We start from the raw sequence: 18,951 nt of genomic DNA on the forward strand, positions 1-18,951 counted from the left end.
GGATGGCCCCCCGCGTCACGCGAGGGGCCGGTATTCTAAACGGCGGTTATGCCATTTCTTTCAGCATCGCGGCGAGGGTTTCCCCCAGCAGCGAGGGCGAGGGGCTGACGCGGATGCCCGCATCTTCCATCGCCGCGATCTTGTCTTCCGCGCCGCCCTGACCGCCGCTGACGATGGCGCCAGCGTGGCCCATGCGGCGGCCCGGAGGGGCGGTGAGGCCGGCGATGAAACCGACCATCGGCTTGGCGCGGCCCTTGGCGCGTTCGGCCTTGATGAAGGCGGCGGCTTCTTCTTCGGCCGATCCGCCGATTTCGCCGATCATGATGATGCTTTCCGTTTCCGGATCATCCAGGAACAGGTCGAGCATGTCGATGAAGTTGGTGCCGTTGACCGGATCGCCGCCGATGCCGACAGCCGTGGTCTGGCCGAGGCCCGCCATGGTGGTCTGGTGCACGGCTTCATAGGTGAGCGTGCCCGAGCGCGAGACGATGCCGACAGAGCCCTTCTTGAAAATGTTGGCTGGCATGATGCCGATCTTGCATTCGTTGGGGGTCAGCACGCCGGGGCAGTTGGGGCCGATCAGGCGCGACTTGGAGCCCTGCAGCGCGCGCTTGGCGCGGACCATGTCGAGCACCGGGATGCCCTCGGTGATGCAGATGATCAGCTCGATCTCGGCATCGATCGCTTCGCAGATCGCGTCAGCGGCGAACGGCGGCGGAACGTAGATGCACGAGGCGGTCGCGCCGGTCGCGGCCTTGGCTTCGCGCACGGTATTGAACTGCGGCAGGCCGATATGGGTGGTGCCGCCCTTGCCGGGGGTCACACCGCCGACCATCTGCGTCCCGTAATCGAGCGCTGCCTGGGTGTGGAAGGTGCCGGTGTTGCCGGTCATCCCTTGGGTGATGACCTTGGTGTCTTTGTTTACGAGGATGGACATTAAGTTAGTCTCCAGGTTCCGAGACGGTCTTTGACGACCGAAAGAATGAAATCACGGCTGCGCAAACGAAAGCGAGCCAAGCTGCAACAAGAGGCCCAAACACAAAAAAAAGCATCAAGATGCCAAAGTTACTTTCGTGCAGGGGCGGACCAGCTGTCGAAACTTCGAGCCAGACTGCCAAACCAAAAAACGGCAGACTGAGCAGCCCCGCCGCAATCCACTTCCGACGGAAGCCCATCCAGCCGAAACCAGCCATCAGGGCCGCCGTGAGGAGAGGGAGGGCTAACGTAATCACGCCAGCGAGCTGTCCAGCGCCTTGCACGCCTCGAGCAGTTCCTTGACCGCATCGACACTGACGCCGAGGTTCTTCTTTTCCTCGTCGGTCAGGCTGATCTCGATCACTTCTTCCGCGCCGCCCGCGCCGATCACAACCGGCACGCCGACATAGAGGCCATCGACGCCGTACTTGCCGTCAACCTGCACCGCGCAGGGCAGGATGCGCTTCTGGTCGTAGAGGTAGGCTTCGGCCATCGAAATGGCGCTGGTGGCGGGCGCATAGAAGGCCGAGCCGGTCTTGAGCAGGCCGACAATCTCGCCGCCGCCCGAGCGGGTGCGCTGGACGATTTCGCCGAGGCGATCTTCGGAAATGCCCTTGATCTTGGCCATGTCCTTCACGGGGATGCCGTTGATGGTCGAGTAGGACAGCACCGGCACCATCGTATCGCCGTGGCCGCCGAGCACGAAGGCGTTCACGTCCTTCACCGAAACGCCGAATTCCCATGCGAGGAAGGTGGCGAAGCGCGCCGAGTCCAGCACGCCGGCCATGCCGACGACCTTGTTGGCGGGAAGGCCCGAGAACTCGCGCAGCGCCCAGACCATCGCGTCGAGCGGGTTGGTGATGCAGATCACGAAAGCATCGGGGCAGTTGGCAGCAATGCCTTCGCCCACGGCCTTCATCACCTTGAGGTTGATACCGAGCAGGTCATCGCGGCTCATGCCGGGCTTGCGCGCCACGCCTGCGGTGACGATCACTACGTCAGCGCCCGCGATGTCAGCATAGTCGTTCGACCCGGTGATCGAAGCGTCAAAGCCTTCAACCGGGCCGCACTGCGAAAGATCGAGCGCCTTGCCCTGCGGGATACCTTCGGCAACGTCGAACAAAACAACATCGCCAAGGCCCTTGAGCGCGGCGAGGTGGGCGAGCGTGCCGCCGATATTGCCTGCGCCGACGAGGGCGATCTTCTTGCGGGCCATTCTTGGACTTCCTTCCCTGATCCATCGGGACGAAAATACGGTTGCGCGCATTACGGCACGCAGCGGTGGCGCCAACCCCCGTCCCAAGCGGCATGGCACCCGTTAAGACTAATACTCTGAAGGCGCGGTAAGCCGCTGGGAATGCGATTGCAACCGTCAAAAGGTCGCATCAGGCAACTATCTTTGCAAACAGTTCGCAGTTGCATTAAGTGCTTCAGGTCAACGCATCAGGGAAACGACGTAGCGCAGGTGCCGTAAGGTCAGGCAGGGTTCGGGCGGCGGCGCGCGCGGTCGGCCAGTCGGCGGTCGAAGAGCCCGGTGATCGCCAGCCAGTGTGCTCTGGCGTTCCCGTCGCCGCGTTGTGCGGCATCCTCGGCCTCGGTCAGTGCGGCCTTGGCAGACGCAAGACCGTGGACGGCGAAATGCTTCAGCGCATCGGCCAGCAGGGGATCGAAGCTGGCCGCAGCTGCGACGGGATCGCCATTGTCGTTCACAGCCCGCGCCAGCGCAGGGGCCACCAAACCGCGCCCTGCGGCCCGCCAGCCGATACGGCGGACAGGATTGTTGGCGGCAGCAAAGCGAACGGACATAGGGGGCAGGGCTTTCCGGGTCTGATAGCGCACACGGCAAGGATCGGTGTGCGAGCCGGGGTCTAGACCCGCGCCGCTAAATCTTGGTGTGATAACAGGGTTTCGGCGCCCTTAACCCTGTTTTGCGGGCCAGCGCTATGGCTTATTCGGCTGGCGTTGCTGCCGCAGCGGTATTCGGCTGGGTCTTCCACTGGCCTGCGCGGGCATATTCCGCCTTGACCGCGCCGGTGCCGGACGCAGGCTCGCTCGGCGGGGTGCTGGCGTCGGGCGAGGCAGCTTTTGCGCTTCCGGCCTTGGCGGGCACCGGGCCGAGATCATAGGCGATTATCGGACGATCCGGCGCGGTATCGAGCGGCGCGTAGGCAGCAGAGGTGACAGACGCAGGGGCGGGGGTGGTCCGCCCGCTCACCACCGGCTCGAACCCGGCATAACTGGCCGCAAAGGCCGCAGCCTGCCCGCCCGCACCGCGATTGCGGTAAAACCGGTGCGCGCCGATCGTGCCGATATGGTCGAGCGTGCCCGCCCAATAGGGATTGACCCAAAGCGTGTGGTAATGCGTCGCCAGACCCACAGGTGCGTAGACATCGCCCGACAGCGCATCGCCCGCGATCCGCTGCGCCCGCGCCCAGGTGGAGCCCGAGGGGCGGCGGCCGAGGCTGCCGTCGCAAGTGAAGGTGAACTGGCAACCAGTGCTGCGCTGCGATCCCTGATAGACGACGCCGCACACGCTCGCCGGCCATGCGGGGTGCGCCACGCGGTTGAGCACCACTTGCGCCACGGCGCGCTGCCCGGCCTCGCTCTCGCTTGCGGCTTCGTACCACACGGCCTGCGCAAGGCATTCCTGCGCCCGCATGTGGGTGATGCCGGAGCCGGGGGTGAAGAACGGCTTGGCCGCCGCGCCGACATCGATCAATGCGCCCAGCTCGCGACCGCTTTCCGCGGCTCCGCGTGCAAGCGGATCGGCGGTGGGCAGGGCGACCAGCGCGCTGCCTGCGGGATCGGCCATGTAATAGAATGCTGACCCCGGAAAGCTCATGCCGGGCCGTTCGAACGGCAAAGCGGCAGCGGCGGCTTTACGGGTGGCCAGCGCGGCGGTGCTTTCTACCGCCGGGCCGGGCAGCGCGCCGACCCCTCCAGTGGCTGCCATCGCGGGCACGGTGATCGCAGCAAGCAGCACCGCCAAGCGCTTGCGCCAGCTTTTACGCGCAAGCCCTGGCCCTGGGGCAGGGGCGGCAGGCGCGAGACGGGTGCGGCGGGCGGTCATAGTATGGGCTCGCCCTACGCGCCTGCGCGCAGCGGGGCGAGGGCCGCGCACTCCTGCGTCCCGATTCCGGACAGGTGGGGGTGAGGGCTTAACGGCAGGCCTTGCGCTTGCGCGCCTGACCGCGCCGCCCTATCGCCGCGAGCGGATATGGCGCGGGATCACAGCAGCTTCTGGATCGGGATGACCGGCGTGATCGCCGCCCTGACGCTCGCCGCCTGCGCGCCGCAGCCAGCATCGCGGGCCGAGGACGGGCAGCCAACCATCGTCAGCCTCAACCCCTGCCTCGATGCGATACTGGTGGAGGTGGCCGGGCCGGATCAGGTGCTGGCGCTTTCGCATTACAGCCGCGATCCCGGTGGCAGTTCGATCCCGCAGGTGGTTGCCGCGCGATACGGCGTGACCGGCGGCACGGCGGAGGAGGTGATCGCGCTCCGCCCCGATCTGGTGCTCGCCTCGATCTACCTGCCGCAGCCGACCCGCAGCGCGCTCGAACGGGCAGGCCTGCGGGTGGCAACCTTCGGCAGCCCCGCGACCATCGCCGAAAGCATCGCACAGGTGCGCGAGGTCGCGGCACTGGCCGGGCAGGCGCAGGCGGGCGCAGCACTCGCCGCCAGCATCACCTCCTCCGCGCCAACCGCGTCGCCAACGATCAGCGCGCTGCTGTGGCAACCGGGCGAGATCGTGGCGGGCGAGCAGACCCTGATTGCCGAACTGCTGCGGCAGGAAGGTTTTGCCAGCCACGCCGCTGCACGCGGGTTGCGGCAGGCCGACAGGGTGACGCTCGAAAGCGTGCTCGCCGATCCGCCGCAGGTCTTGCTGGTGGCAGGCGATGCGGCGGGCCAGCGCCACCCCGTGCTGGACGAGGCGTTCCAATCCACCCACGTCGCCCCCTTCGATCCCGCGCTGCTTTATTGCGGCGGGCCGACCATTTCCAAAGCGCGCACCCGGCTGCGGTCCATCCGCGCCGAGGTGGAGCGCAAGCCGTGAACCGCGCCAGCCTGATCTTCGCGCTGCTGCTCGCCGTGCTGGTGCCGCTGTCGCTGTTGGCGGGGCGGGTGTGGATCAACCCCTTTGCCGCCGATCTTGCGCCCAATGCGCTGCTGATCCTCGCCGAACTGCGCCTGCCGCGTGCGGTGCTGGGAATCGTGATCGGCGCGGGGCTGGGCGCGGCGGGTGCGGCGATGCAGGGCTATCTCAGAAACCCGCTGGCCGATCCCGGCCTGTTCGGCATCGCGCCGATGGCGGCGCTGGGCGCGGTGGCGAGTTTCTGGCTGGGCGCATTCGTGCCGCCGGTGCTGGCCGCGTGGAGCCTGCCGCTGATGGCGCTGACCGGCGCGGGCCTTGGCATGGCGCTGCTGGCGCTGATCGCGGGGCGAACATCGTCCGATGCAGCAGGCGGAGCAGGCGGAGGGATCGCCCTGTTCACGCTGGCGGGCCTGATGCTGGCGAGCCTTGCAGGCGCGCTCACCGCGTTGGCCATTACCCTTGCGCCTAATCCCTTTGCCCTTTCGGAAATCGTCTTGTGGCTCAACGGCGCGCTGACCGACCGTTCGTGGCGCGAAGTTGCCATTGCCGCTCCGCTGACCGCCGCCGGGATTGCGGTGCTGGCGCTGGCGGCCCGCAGCCTCGATGCGCTGACACTGGGTGAGGAAGCGGCGCGCTCGCTCGGCCTCAATCCTGGGCGGCTGCTGGCGCTGCTGGTGGTGGGCGTGGGGCTGACGGTTGGTGCGGGTGTGGCGGTCGCGGGGATCATCGGCTTTGTCGGGCTGGTGGTGCCGCATCTGGTGCGCCCGCTGACTGACCGCCTGCCGTCGAGCCTCATTCTGCCGAGCGCTCTGGCAGGCGCGTGCCTTGTGCTGGCCGCTGACAGCATTGTGCGCATCATGCCGCTGGTGACGGAACTGCGGCTCGGCATAGCGCTGTCGCTGATCGGTGCGCCGTTCTTCGGCTGGCTGTTGCTGCGGATGCGGCGGGGGCAACTGTGATGCTGGCGGCAGAGAACCTTGCGCTTGTGCGCGGCGGCAAGCGGGTGGTGGAAGGCCTTTCTGCCGAACTTCGGCCCGGCACGATCACCGCCATCGTCGGCCCCAATGGCGCTGGCAAATCATCGCTGCTGCTGGGGCTGGCGGGTTTGCTGGCCCCGTCAGAGGGGAGCGTGATGCTGGAAGGCGCGGCGCTGGCAAGCCTCCACCCTCGCGGACGAGCGCAGGCCATCGGCTATCTTCCGCAAACGCCTGACATTGCATGGGATGTGGCGGTGGAAAGCCTTGTGGCGCTGGGCCGCCTGCCGTGGCGCGATCGCGGAACCGCCGCGGTTGAGGCAGCGCTGGCGGCGCTCGATCTGCAACCCTTGCGCCATCGCCCGGTCAGCCAGCTTTCCGGCGGAGAACGCGCCCGCGTTCTACTGGCGCGGGTGCTGGCGGGGCAGCCGCAATGGATTCTCGCCGATGAACCGTTGGCGGCGCTCGATCTGGCGCATCAGTTGGCCTTGCTCGCCCATCTGCGCGGCTGCGCTGCAAGCGGGCAGGGGGTGGTGATCGTGCTGCACGATCTGGCCACAGCGATGAACCATGCCGACCGGGTGCTGGTGCTGAAGGACGGGCGATTGATCGCGGACGGCCCACCGCAAACCGCGCTCGCCCCGCAAGTGATTGCGCAAGGTTGGGGCGTGGATGCGCGGTGGCTGGGCGAGGCAGGGGCGCAGGCTTTGATCGCAGGCCGCGCAGCCGGATAAGCGGCGGAGAAAAGACCAGAGGCCGAAACACGCGCCGCAAAGGCGTTTGAGTGCCCTGTTTTGGGTGTTTCGGCCCCCGGCCAGATCTTGTCGGACGAGCCAGGTTGCGACCCTGGAGGCCCCGGCTGGAGACCAGCAGACAGGCCCCTGATGTGGCCCAAGCAGCAAATTCTGGCGACTTCAGATTTTCTGTAGGGTAGGTGTTTTTACGATGAAATCCCTATTGTTCATAGACTTGCTTGGTGAGAATTTACCAGAAGGCGTTCTGCAATCAGCATTGCGGCTATGATCGCGGGTGTTTGGGTTGTCTTGATTGGCGCTCTTTCGGGCCGGATTGCCCCCGGATCATAATCGCAACCCACCCGTTGCACCGGCACAACCCGTCCCCATCTCCTACCCGCTTGCGGAAAAGCCCGCCGCGCCGCCCTTTACATCTGCGAACATTTCCGGAACAGATCAACCTTATGAGCCTTACCACCATTTCCGTGCGCGGCGCGCGCGAGCACAACCTCAAGGGTATCGACATCGATCTGCCGCGCGATGCGCTGATCGTGGTCACCGGCCTTTCGGGCAGCGGCAAGTCGAGCCTCGCGTTCGATACCATCTATGCCGAAGGGCAGCGGCGCTATGTCGAGAGCCTTTCGGCCTATGCGCGCCAGTTCCTCGAAATGATGCAGAAGCCCGATGTCGAACATATCGACGGCCTTAGCCCCGCGATCAGTATCGAGCAGAAGACGACCTCGAAGAACCCGCGCTCGACCGTGGCAACTGTCACCGAGATCTATGACTATATGCGCCTGCTGTGGGCGCGGGTCGGCACGCCCTATTCGCCTGCCACCGGCCTGCCGATTTCGGCGCAGACCGTCAGCCAGATGGTCGACCGGGTGATGGCCTTGCCCGAAGGCACGCGCCTGTTCCTGCTCGCCCCGGTGGTGCGCGGGCGCAAGGGCGAATACCGCAAGGAGCTGGCCGAATGGCAGCGCGTCGGCTTTACCCGCGTACGGATCGACGGCGAAATGTATCCGATCGAGGAAGCCCCCGCGCTCGACAAGAAGTTCAAGCACGACATCGAAGTGGTGGTTGACCGGATCGCGGTGAAAGAGGGCATCGAAACGCGGCTGGCCGACAGTTTCGAACAGGCGCTCAAGCTGGCCGAGGGGCTGGCGTTTGTCGATCTGGCCGATGGCGTGGTGCCGGGCCGCGAGGATGAGGCGCAAGCCGGAAAGGCGATGAAAGGCGCAGGCCTGCCGTCCAACCGCATCGTTTTTTCCGAGAAGTTCGCCTGCCCCGTCAGCGGCTTCACCATCGAGGAAATCGAACCGCGCCTGTTCTCCTTCAACGCCCCGCAAGGCGCCTGCCCGGCCTGTGACGGGATCGGCGAGAAGCAGCTGTTCGATCCGCAGCTGGTCGTCCCCAACGAGGCGCTGACATTGAAACAGGGCGCGGTCGTACCCTGGGCCAAGTCCAACCCGCCGTCGCCCTATTACATGCAGGTGCTCGCCAGCCTCGCCAAGGCTTACGGGTTCGATCTGACCACCCCGTGGAAAGATCTGGAGCCCGACCAGAAGCTCATCATCCTCCACGGCACGGGCGGGATGCCGGTGCCGCTTACCTTCAAGGATGGCCGCCGCGAATACACCGTGAACAAGGCCTTCGAAGGCGTGATCGGCAACCTCAACCGCCGCCTGATGCAGACCGAAAGCGCCTGGATGCAGGAGGAGCTGTCCAAGTACCAGACCGCGCAGCCTTGCGAGAGCTGCGGCGGCAAACGCCTCAACGAAAAGGCGCTGAGCGTCCGCATCGCCGATACCGATATCGCCACCCCTGTCGCCATGAGCGTATCGGACGCAAAGGCGTGGTTCCTCGCACTCGACGCGCAGCTGACGTCGCAGCAATCGCAAATCGCCAAGGCCATCCTGAAGGAAATCAACGAACGCCTCGGCTTCCTCGACAACGTGGGCCTCGACTACCTCAACCTTGATCGCACCTCCGGCACCCTATCGGGCGGCGAAAGCCAGCGCATCCGCCTCGCCTCGCAGATCGGCTCCGGCCTGTCCGGCGTGCTCTACGTGCTCGACGAGCCCAGCATCGGCCTCCACCAGCGCGACAATGATCGCCTGCTCGAAACCCTCAAACGCCTGCGCGATCTCGGCAACACCGTGATCGTGGTCGAGCATGACGAGGACGCGATCCGCACCGCCGATTACATCGTCGATCTCGGCCCCGGCGCGGGCGTGCACGGGGGGGAGATCGTCGCCCAAGGCAGCCTCAAACAGATACTCAAGGCCAAGGGATCGCTCACCGCCGATTACCTCACCGGCAGGCGGAAGATCGAAGTCCCCGCCACCCGCCGCAAGGGCAACGGCCACAAGATCGTGGTCAAGAACGCCCGCGCCAACAATCTGAAGGGCGTGACGACGAAAATCCCGCTCGGCACCTTCTGCTGCATCACCGGTGTATCGGGATCGGGCAAATCATCGCTCACCATCGACACCTTGCAGGCCGGCGCGGCGCGGGCGCTCAATGGCGCGCGCGTGATCGCGGGCGCACACGATTCCATCACCGGCCTTGAGTATTGCGACAAGGTGATCGAGATCGACCAGTCCCCCATCGGCCGCACCCCGCGCTCCAACCCCGCCACCTACACCGGCGCCTTCACCCAGATCCGCGACTGGTTCGCCGGCCTGCCCGAAAGCCTCGCCCGCGGGTACAAGCCGGGGCGCTTCAGCTTCAACGTCAAGGGCGGCCGCTGCGAGAAGTGCCAGGGCGACGGGTTGATCAAGATCGAAATGCACTTCCTCCCCGATGTCTACGTCACCTGTGAGGAATGCCACGGCAAACGCTACAACCGTGAAACGCTGGAGGTGAAGTTCAAGGGCCACTCGATCGCCGACGTGCTCGACATGACGATCGAGGATGCCGAGGAGTTCTTCAAGGCCGTCCCCCCGATCCGCGAGAAGATGCGGATGCTGAACGAGGTGGGGCTGGGCTACGTGAAGGTCGGCCAGCAGGCGACGACCTTGAGCGGCGGCGAGGCGCAGCGGGTGAAGCTGGCCAAGGAACTCGCCCGCCGCAGCACTGGCCAGACGCTCTACATCCTCGACGAGCCGACCACCGGCCTGCATTTCGAGGATGTGCGCAAGCTGCTCGAAGTGCTGCACCGGCTGGTGGACGGCGGCAATTCGGTCGTCGTGATCGAACACAACCTCGACGTGATCAAGACCGCCGACTGGATCATCGATCTCGGGCCGGAGGGCGGTGTGCGTGGGGGTGAGGTGGTTGCTGTTGGTACGCCGGAACAGGTCGCGCAGGTGGAGCGAAGTTTTACCGGGGGGTATTTGCGGGGGATGTTGGGTTAGGCTACTAATGCTGCATCTGGGCTGAGCTAGCTAGCTTGATGGGAGAGACTTGGTGACGATCACCTTCTTCAACTTTGAGAAGGGAGAGCTTGCGACCCAAGCGATGCCCAATTCTGTGCAACTCATCTACAATGATTGGGATGATTGGTTTACATATGAGACCAAATTCGGCGTTCGTTACACCGATCAGTCTAGCCGCACTTTTCACCTCGGATGGGTAAAGATCGGCCATGCGGGCCAATCAAAAGAAGAGCGCCGGACCGAGATTCCTAAGACTTTCTCCCAGTTACCAGAGGGGTTTTTCTCTGTCGGACTTTCTGGAGACTATTATTCTGATATAGTGAATCTGGGTATCGCGGAAATATATTTTCCGGCCATGCACGATATGGCGTACGACCTCACAATATACGAAAATTATAAGGACGAAGATGTAGCGAAAATTTCGCTTTTTCGGTCAATGGATACCAGCCGATTGAAAACTAGATACAATCGACTGGCTCACGGAGATGTTGAACTTACGCCATACAATTTCAAATACACATTTCCACCTCGAGATGAACGTCAAGTTGGCAGAACTTGTGTTTTAGATTTTTCGGTGAAACCTGGATCACTTCCGCCAACTAATGTGCACGTATTAATTGGTAGAAATGGAGTCGGTAAGACAACCACTCTTAATAATATGATCGAAGCGATTATGGCGCCTGCGTCAAATTCAGGGCAGTTTGAAATTGACTCGATTTCTGGTGGTGAAGAGTTTGCCAATCTCGCGGCGGTAACCTTTAGTGCGTTCGATTCTTTCGACCATAAAATTGACGATGCGGACTTTCATCACATCGGTTTAAGAGGTTGGAAAGATGACGATGGCGAAAAGATCCCCTACCTGAAGCATACTAGCGAGCTTGTCTTGGATTTTGTATCCGCAGCATCAAGTTGTTTGTCGGGCGTAAAGCGCGAACGCTGGGCGAGGGCGCTGGCAACGCTGTCATCAGATCCCTTGTTTGCGGAATCAGGGGTTTCCGATCTAGCAGACACTAGTTTGCACTTTGATGATTGGGATGCGGAGGCCAAGGACATCTTTGGGGGTTTAAGCTCAGGCCACGCGATTGTGTTATTGACAATAACCAGGCTTGTTCAAGTAGTAGAAGAGCAAACGTTTGTCCTCCTTGATGAGCCTGAGGGTCATTTGCACCCCCCTCTTCTTTCTGCTTTTATACGCGCACTTTCGGAATTGTTGATCAGCCAAAATGGGGTTGCTCTAGTTGCAACACATTCACCGGTTGTGCTGCAAGAAGTTCCCTCAAACTGCGTGTGGATAATCAATCGATCTGGAAGAACTATCGCGGCCTCTCGTCCGCCCCTTGAAACCTTTGGTGAGGATGTGGGGCGACTAACACATGCTGTTTTTGGTTTGGAAATAACTGAGACCGGCTTTCACAAGATCATCCGGCAAAAGATGGTCGATGAGGGCTGGAGTTTAGACCAATTGCTCGGGGAGTTTGAAGATCAGATTGGCGCTGAGGGAATGGCAGTTGCTCGCAGTCTTCAGGCGTTGAAGTGATGCTGAACTTAGCTTCTCCAACTATCTCTGCGGAAGAGATGTATGATGCCGCTTCAGAGCGCTTTTTGGATCAAAATTTGCGGGAGAGACTAAGAGAGGCTCGACCAGTTTACTTGGAAAGCTCGGCGGACTATTCGAAAAAGGGTGCGACTTACTCACTCCATGAGATCGCAGATGGCAATCCTGCCGAAATTAAAATTCCCACACTAGATTTAATAACTCTGTATGATCAAGGGTTACTGAGGAGGCGTTCAAAGGCTAGGTTGCTTTACGAAGAAATTAGATTGTCGACTCCTCATAATATTTGTCCATATTGCAATCACCGCAATGTTGGGCAGTTGGATCATTTTTTAGCCAAGAGCAAGTTTCCGATATTATCGGTATGTCCTCAGAACTTGGTGCCTTCCTGCGCTGACTGCAACAAAATTAAGAGGGATCGTACGTATCAATCTTTCACTGAGGCCCCTCTTCATCCCTACTTCGACTATTTTGAAGGAATAGATTGGCTAGTTTGTAAACTTGAAAAAACTGACGGATACTGGATTGCAAAATTTGACATAGATTCTGCATCTCTCCATGCCAATAACGTACTGAAATTAGTCAATCATTTTACCGAGTTTGGCCTTTGGGAGCTTTATTCAATTCAGGCATCTGCCGAACTTGCTCGCCAGTCTGGGCTGGTGGAGGAGTTTCGGAAGTCTGGAGGGGCGGCGGCGGTTCGGGATTATTTGGAAAAATCTGTTAGGAGCTTCAGGGCCTTCAGCAACAACCATTGGCGCACCGCTTTGGCTCGGGGATGCTTGGATAACGCCGAATTTATTGAAGAATAGGACGCCGTGTGGCCACCTTTCCTACACCCCCCACCCCCCGCTAGCCTCCACCCGCGCGCGCGTTGGTGTGCTGCGCCTCCGTCGTCCGGCCACGCGAGCGCGGTTTTGTGGCTCTGGCGCTGCGCAGCGTGAGGGAGGGGCGATCCGGGCGCGGGGCGGGAGGTGAGGCTATGGCGAATATCCCCCCGCAGCCCGATGCGCTCCGCCACCTGTGCGGGCGGGGGAACGTGACCCCCCTCCCGCCTGCGGGAGGGGCTGGGGGTGGGCCTGTCACAAGGCTCGCTGCGCTCGCTCCCACCCCTAACCCCTCCCGCAAGCGGGAGGGGGACTACCTGTGCCTCGGTATCCCATCATCAGGCGCTTGGCCGGGGCGGGGCGGGGGGCTATTCTGCGCTACGGTCAGCGGGGGACAGGGCAATGCAGGGGCGGCAACGGGGTGCGGGTTTCGGGGCGGGGCTCATGCTGGCGCCGCTGATGGCCGCAATGCTGGCGGGATGCGGGCCGCAATCGCCGGAGGATATCCGCGCCGCCGCGATCGCCAAGTGCGAGATCCGCTTTGCCCGGGCCGTCTCCGATCCGGCCAAGGGCACCGCATGGTGCACCTGCACCACCGACAGGCTCGCCGAAAACGGCCTCGCGCTGACAGACATGCTGGGCAGCGAGCGCGCCAAAGTGGAAGGTATCACGCAATCCTGCGCCCGCAGCGCCGGGATCAGCCTGCCGACGCCTTGAGGGGGAAGTGAATCGGGCCGCAGCCCCGCAAGCGCGCTCGCCGCGCGGATGGGATGCGAAACGCAAAAGAGCGTGAAACATTCGAAATGTCTGTAAAACAAGGGTTTGGGTGTGAAACATCGGATTTCAGGCCGGTTTAGACCCCCGCTAGACCCGTTTAGACCCCCTCCAGACCCCCGCTAGCCCGCGGCAGCCTTGTCCGGTCGATCAGTCTGCGATCAGCGCCAGTTCCACCGTGGCATGGCCGCGGGCGATCAGGCCAAGTTCCTCGGCAGCGGCGCGGCTGACGTCGATTGCGCGGCCTTTGGTGAACGGCCCGCGATCATTGATCCGCACCACCACGCTCTTGCCATTGGCCGGATTGCTCACGCGAACCAGGCTGCCAAACGGCAAGGTGCGGTGCGCCGCAGTCATCCCGGTATTGTCGAACGTCTCGCCGCTGGCGGTCCGGCGACCGTGGAACTTTGCGGCGTAATAAGAAGCACTTCCGCTGCCGATCGCGGTCTCCTGCGGGGCGGAAGGAGTCTCGACTGCAGGCTCGAACACCGGGGCAGTGACCTCGGCAGAAGGTTGCAGCGGAACCAGCTCGATCGCGGCAGCGCTAACGGCAGGATCGGCACGCGATGCCCCCGCATCCGGCGCAGCAGCCGTCGAAGCGCCGAGCGGCGCCAGCCCGAGCAGCCCGGCGACCACGGCCACCTGAAGCCCGATGGGCCCGAAGCCCGCTATGCGCATTCCCTTGATCACGACGCGCCGGATAATTCGGGGTGCCCACCAAAAGCAAACTGGGTTGATATTTCATCGCCCCGAGCCGTCATTCATGGAACGAGTCGCCTTGCAAATACGACGAACCGTTGTGGAACAAAGCAACGAGAATGTGGTTCTTGGCGGTTTGGGCGTTCAGCGACTCGGTCATGTCCGGCCAGCCCAGAGGCAAATCGCCGTGGTTGCCGGATGCCCCCCCTTGTCGCAAAGCATACGCGGCCCAAAGCAAATGGGGCCGGCATTGCTGCCGACCCCACTCTCACCGGCGTGTGGATGTGCTGCTTCTGGCGCGATCTCCGGCGAACCTTCGACCTTTGCTTTCGACAGCGCATACTTGGCGCCCGATGTCTAATCCCTGCCTGCCCGGTCTTGCGACTGGCATCATCAGGATTTCGTCACCGGCGCTCGCGCCGGCATCCGGCTTTCGCTCCTGCCCTGCTGCGGTCTGCATGTGCCCGGAGGCTGTGCTGTCCGCTGCCATGCGCAGTTGCCTGGCCGAGACCTTGCCGTGTTGCCGGTCACAAAAACTGCGGACTGGGGGCTTTCGCCGTTTCCGCTGCACTTCTGTCCGGCCCGGTTCAGGGCCTGTCCGGTGATAACGCGTCGTGCTGTTCTCAAACGAGCCTGCTTGCATTGAGCCGAAGCCCCGTGCATGCCGTCTCTCGATCAGCGCGTGGACGATTTCACCGCCATCCTTGGGATTAGAACCATTAGAACTTCAAGGCCTTGCGGCTTTCCGTTCCGGTTGATTTGTGTCCCGAAGACAAGTTGAAGGTGCGCCTGAATCGGCGATCTGACAACATCCTGAAGGCCGAGTTTTCCACTCCGGGCGATTTCGCCTGTGGACGCGAGTGGATAAGTCAACAATCCATCGCAAACCGCAATGCAGGCCCATAGGGCAGCCGGGAAAACGCCATTTTGCGGGCAGATCATGCCCCGCAAGCCGCCGCGTACAGCGATGCGACTCGTCTTTCGGGCGATCAGGCGTCCCGATTGCGGCGTGACAGCAGGCGCAGACGCAGGCCGTTCAGCTTGATGAAGCCTTCGGCGTCCTTCTGGTCATAGGCACCCGCATCGTCCTCGAAGGTCACGTGGGCTTCGGAATAGAGCGAGTGGGGCGATTGGCGGCCCACCACACTGGCCAGTCCCTTGTAGAGCTTCAGCCGCACGGTCCCGGTCACCTTGTCCTGCGAGTGATCGATCGCGGCTTGCAGCATCTCGCGTTCGGGGCTGAACCAGAAGCCGTTGTAGATCAGCTCCGCATAGCGCGGCATCAGCTCGTCCTTGAGGTGCGCTGCGCCGCGATCCAGCGTGATCTGTTCGATCCCGCGATGCGCGCGGGCGTAGATCTCGCCGCCCGGGGTCTCGTACATCCCGCGGCTCTTCATGCCGACAAAGCGGTTCTCGACCAGATCGAGCCGGCCGATGCCATGCTTGCGGCCCAACTCGTTGAGCGCGGTCAGCAGAGTGGCCGGCGACATGGCCTCGCCATTCAGCGCCACCCCGTCACCTTTCTCGAAATCCACAGTGATGTATTCCGGCACATCGGGCGCGTCCTCCGGATTGACCGTGCGCGAATAGACGTAATCGGGGGTTTCCTCCCACGGATCTTCCAGCACCTTGCCCTCGGACGAGGTGTGCAGCAGGTTCGCGTCGGTCGAAAACGGGCTGTCGCCGCGCTTGTCCTTGGGCACGGAAATCTGGTGCGCTTCGGCCCAGGCGATCAGCGCGGTGCGGCTGGTCAGGTCCCATTCGCGCCACGGGGCGATCACCTTGATGTCCGGGTCGAGCGCATAGGCCGAAAGCTCGAAGCGCACCTGATCATTGCCCTTGCCGGTCGCACCGTGGGCGATGAAATCAGCGCCGGTTTCATGCGCGATTTCCACCAGACGCTTGGAAATCAGCGGGCGGGCGATGCTGGTGCCGAGCAGATAGTCGCCTTCATAACGGGCATTGGCACGCATCATCGGGAACACGAAATCGCGCACAAATTCTTCGCGCAGGTCTTCGATGAAGATGTGTTCGTCAGGAATGCCCATCGCCTTGGCCTTCGCGCGCGCGGGTTCGATTTCCTCGCCCTGGCCGAGATCGGCGGTGAATGTCACGACCTCAAGCCCGCGTTCCACGGTCAGCCACTTGGCGATGACGCTGGTATCGAGACCGCCCGAATAGGCGAGGACGACGCGCTTGATATCGGACACGGGGAAATTCCTTGCTGCAAGAGTGCGGGGCGCGTTAGCAGGCGGCTGGGCAGGCATCAATGATTTCGTCAGAAGTTCCGGATAAGTCACTGCCAACACTGTGAGAATCGTGATTTACGGGGGCCGGATGTTGCAGATGTGGAGCAAAGCGCGCGGGTTGGCGGAGCAAACTCCGCCCGAACGCAACCGATGGGTCGATTTTCTGCGCGCGGTTTCGATCATGGCGGTGGTGGTCGGCCATTGGCTGATGGCCGGGCTGTATGTGAACGCGGCAGGCGAATTGCAGCGCGGCGATCTGCTGCTGGTGTCCGATTGGGCCCATTGGCTGACCTGGGGTTTTCAGGTGATGCCGGTGTTCTTTCTGGTCGGCGGCTATTCCAATTCGGTGAGCTGGCAACTGACCATCGGCAAGGCCGCGCCCGGCCAGTCCGGCGTTTATCGTGACTGGCTGGCAAACAGGGTGCAGCGGTTGATCACGCCGACGTTTCCGGTGCTGCTGCTGTGGGCGGCCTTGGCGGTGGTGCTGACGCAGGCGGGATTGCCGCGTGAACAGATCCGCATGGCGACCGAGGCGGCGCTGATCCCGGTGTGGTTCCTCGCGGTCTATCTGCTGGTCACCGCCTTTACCCCGCTGGCTTACCGTGCGTGGAAACGGTTCGGGTGGCTGAGTGTTGCCGTGTTTGTTCCGGCTGCCATGCTGACCGATTGGCTGACCTTTACGGCGGGTGTGCCTTTCGTCAATTTCACCAACTTCCTGTGGGTGTTTCTGGGCGTGCACCAACTGGGTTTTGCCTGGCGCGACGGGCGGTTCGATAACCGCCTGTTCGCGCTGGCGTGGTTTGCGGTGGGCCTCGCCGTGCTGATCCGCATCACGGTTTACGGCTTCTACCCCGTCTCGATGGTGTCGGCGCCCGATGGCTTTTCCAATTCGCTGCCGCCCACGCTGGCGTTGTTCGCGCTGGGAATGGTGCAATCGGGGCTTGTGCTGGCGCTGGAGCCGCTGGGGCGCAGGATGCTCGATAATGTCCGCATCTGGACAGCAACGGTGCTGATGAACGGGATGATCATGACGATCTATCTGTGGCACCTCACCGCGTTCGTGCTGGTGATGACAGTGACATGGCTGGCGTTTGGCGGGGCGGGGCTGGACGCGGTGCCCGGCACTGGCGCATGGTGGGTTTCGCGGCCGCTATGGATCGGCATCTACGTGCTCGCGCTGCTACCGATGATCGCGATCTTTGCGCGGCACGAACGCAGCTTCGGGCCGATCCGCGGCGGGCGCACTGTGCCGCGTTTGCGTGCCGTTCTGGGCGTGCTGGCGATCTGCGCGGGGCTGGGGGCGACAGCAGGGCTGACGATCGCCAGCCCCGACTCTGTCTCGGGCATCCGCTGGTGGGTGGTGGCGCTGCCGCTGGTGGGGGCGGCGCTGATGGGTTTCGGGCCGGTTTACCGCCCCCGCAACCGCCCCGGCGCCCGCGAGGTGGCCTAGTCCCCGCTGAGCAGATAATCCCGCGTGATCGGCAGCGCATGGCGGCTGCGGACGTACTGGATCTGGTAATTGCACATGCCGCCATGCTCGAACACCGTGGCCGCGCCCGCCAAATAGAACGTCCACATCCGGAAGAAGCGTTCATCGTACAGCGCGACAATGGCGTCTCGGTTGGCGACGCAGTTGGCATACCATTCGCGGATCGTGCGGGCGTAATGCAGCCGCAGCGTTTCCACATCTGCGGCGATCAGGCGGAACTTCTCGCTGGCGGCGAGCGTCTCTGACAATGCAGGAATATAGCCGCCGGGGAAGATGTATTTGCGGGTGAAGGCATCGGTGGTGCCCGGCCCGCCCATTCGCCCGATAGTGTGCAGCAGCATCACGCCATCATCGGCCAGCATCCGGGCGCTGGCTTCGAAAAATGTCTCGAACTGCGCGCGCCCGACGTGTTCGAACATGCCGACTGACACGATCCGGTCGAACCGGCGGCTGGATTGGGCGGTGTCGCGGTAATCTTCCAGAAGGATCGTGACCTTGTCCGCTACGCCTGCTGCGCGCACACGGTCGCGGGCAAAGGCGGCCTGCTCTTCGGACAGGGTGATTCCGGTCACGTGGACATCGTGATGCCTTGCCAGATGGATCGCCATCCCGCCCCAGCCGCAACCGATGTCGAGCACCTGTTGCCCCGGCGACAGCGCCAGCTTTGTGGCGATATGCGCCAGCTTGGCCCCCTGCGCCTCGGCCAGAGTGGCGACGCCTGCGCCCCAATAGGCGCAGGAATACTGCCAATGATCTTCATCCAGCATTAGCGCGTAAAGCGCGTTGCCGATGTCATAGTGGTGCGCGACGTTCTGTTTTGATCCGACGCGGTTGTTGATCTGTTCGGCGGCGAAGCTGGCACGGTTGATCAGGCGTTTGAAAGTGCTGGCGCGGGCGAAGTCGCCGCCCTTGTCCCACGGGCTGTTGCTGCGCAGCAGACTGACGAGGCCCATCACATCGCCTTCCTCGATCAGCAAACGGCCATCGACGAAGGCTTCCGCTGCGCCCAATCGCGGATCAAGCACGATATCGCGGGGCACCCGGTCATCGGTGAAGCGCAGGACGATTTCGGGAAAACCGGGGGCTGGTGTGCCAAAGGTGGCGGCGCTGCCATCGGCGAAGACCACGCCAAGTTGCCCCTGTTTGACCGCGCGGGACAGCCAGTGATTGAAAAGGTTTTTGCTCATGGGTCTCCTTTC

At 62.8% G+C, this 18,951-nt stretch carries 15 protein-coding genes; 8 read left to right on the plus strand and 7 right to left on the minus strand.

The genetic code is table 11. The features are described from left to right. Nucleotides 1–46: 46 nt before the first annotated feature. From sucD to IP79_RS05085, 4 genes are all read right to left on the minus strand, one after another. Complete coding sequence (sucD, locus tag IP79_RS05065; protein ID WP_054118191.1) at nt 47–937, minus strand: succinate--CoA ligase subunit alpha; 891 nt, start codon at nt 935–937, stop codon at nt 47–49. 291 nt (nt 938–1,228) lie between these two features. Beyond that, complete coding sequence (mdh, locus tag IP79_RS05075) at nt 1,229–2,191, minus strand: malate dehydrogenase (RefSeq protein WP_054118193.1); 963 nt, start codon at nt 2,189–2,191, stop codon at nt 1,229–1,231. Between the two features lie 260 nt (nt 2,192–2,451). Beyond that, entirely contained in the window at nt 2,452–2,781 is a 330-nt protein-coding gene (locus IP79_RS05080; RefSeq protein ID WP_054118194.1) for a hypothetical protein, read from the minus strand. Between the two features lie 142 nt (nt 2,782–2,923). After that, complete coding sequence (locus IP79_RS05085; RefSeq protein WP_082337023.1) at nt 2,924–4,045, minus strand: cell wall hydrolase; 1,122 nt, start codon at nt 4,043–4,045, stop codon at nt 2,924–2,926. A 147-nt stretch (nt 4,046–4,192) separates the two neighbouring features. On the opposite strand from IP79_RS05085, the gene IP79_RS05090 reads away from it, so the two are divergent. The 7 genes from IP79_RS05090 (at nt 4,193) to IP79_RS05115 (ending at nt 13,258) form a co-directional block, all read left to right on the plus strand. After that, nucleotides 4,193–5,032: an ABC transporter substrate-binding protein gene (locus tag IP79_RS05090; protein ID WP_233994091.1), complete on the plus strand. Its 840-nt coding sequence runs from the start codon at nt 4,193–4,195 to the stop codon at nt 5,030–5,032. After that, nucleotides 5,029–6,030, plus strand: coding sequence for a FecCD family ABC transporter permease (locus IP79_RS05095; RefSeq protein WP_054118195.1), 1,002 nt, complete (start codon nt 5,029–5,031; stop codon nt 6,028–6,030). Before IP79_RS05090 ends, IP79_RS05095 begins: the two co-directional genes overlap by 4 nt. Continuing rightward, nucleotides 6,030–6,779, plus strand: coding sequence for an ABC transporter ATP-binding protein (locus IP79_RS05100; protein WP_082337024.1), 750 nt, complete (start codon nt 6,030–6,032; stop codon nt 6,777–6,779). Before IP79_RS05095 ends, IP79_RS05100 begins: the two co-directional genes overlap by 1 nt. Before the next feature lie 464 nt (nt 6,780–7,243). Next, complete coding sequence (gene uvrA, locus IP79_RS05105) at nt 7,244–10,138, plus strand: excinuclease ABC subunit UvrA (protein WP_054118197.1); 2,895 nt, start codon at nt 7,244–7,246, stop codon at nt 10,136–10,138. 52 nt (nt 10,139–10,190) lie between these two features. Further along, the gene (locus IP79_RS15180) at nt 10,191–11,696 is read left to right on the plus strand and encodes an AAA family ATPase (protein ID WP_156318112.1); all 1,506 of its coding nucleotides are present in this window, start codon (nt 10,191–10,193) and stop codon (nt 11,694–11,696) included. After that, complete coding sequence (locus tag IP79_RS15415) at nt 11,696–12,526, plus strand: HNH endonuclease (RefSeq protein WP_156318114.1); 831 nt, start codon at nt 11,696–11,698, stop codon at nt 12,524–12,526. Before IP79_RS15180 ends, IP79_RS15415 begins: the two co-directional genes overlap by 1 nt. A gap of 459 nt (nt 12,527–12,985) precedes the next feature. Continuing rightward, a complete protein-coding gene (locus IP79_RS05115) occupies nt 12,986–13,258 on the plus strand; it encodes a hypothetical protein (RefSeq protein WP_156318116.1) in 273 nt (90 codons plus the stop codon). Between the two features lie 207 nt (nt 13,259–13,465). On the opposite strand, the gene IP79_RS05120 is transcribed toward IP79_RS05115, so the two are convergent. Continuing rightward, complete coding sequence (locus IP79_RS05120; protein ID WP_233994092.1) at nt 13,466–14,005, minus strand: septal ring lytic transglycosylase RlpA family protein; 540 nt, start codon at nt 14,003–14,005, stop codon at nt 13,466–13,468. Nucleotides 14,006–15,003: 998 nt separating this feature from the next. Beyond that, entirely contained in the window at nt 15,004–16,224 is a 1,221-nt protein-coding gene (locus IP79_RS05125) for an argininosuccinate synthase (RefSeq protein ID WP_054118200.1), read from the minus strand. A gap of 100 nt (nt 16,225–16,324) precedes the next feature. On the opposite strand from IP79_RS05125, the gene IP79_RS05130 reads away from it, so the two are divergent. After that, a complete protein-coding gene (locus IP79_RS05130) occupies nt 16,325–17,713 on the plus strand; it encodes an acyltransferase family protein (RefSeq protein WP_156318118.1) in 1,389 nt (462 codons plus the stop codon). Here the strand turns inward: IP79_RS05130 and IP79_RS05135 are convergent. Next, complete coding sequence (locus tag IP79_RS05135) at nt 17,710–18,939, minus strand: SAM-dependent methyltransferase (protein ID WP_054118202.1); 1,230 nt, start codon at nt 18,937–18,939, stop codon at nt 17,710–17,712. The two genes, IP79_RS05130 and IP79_RS05135, sit on opposite strands and share 4 nt — an antisense overlap. Nucleotides 18,940–18,951: the final 12 nt, after the last annotated feature.

Origin of the sequence: Porphyrobacter sp. AAP60 (assembly GCF_001296025.1) — a bacterium.
Taxonomy (GTDB): domain Bacteria; phylum Pseudomonadota; class Alphaproteobacteria; order Sphingomonadales; family Sphingomonadaceae; genus Erythrobacter.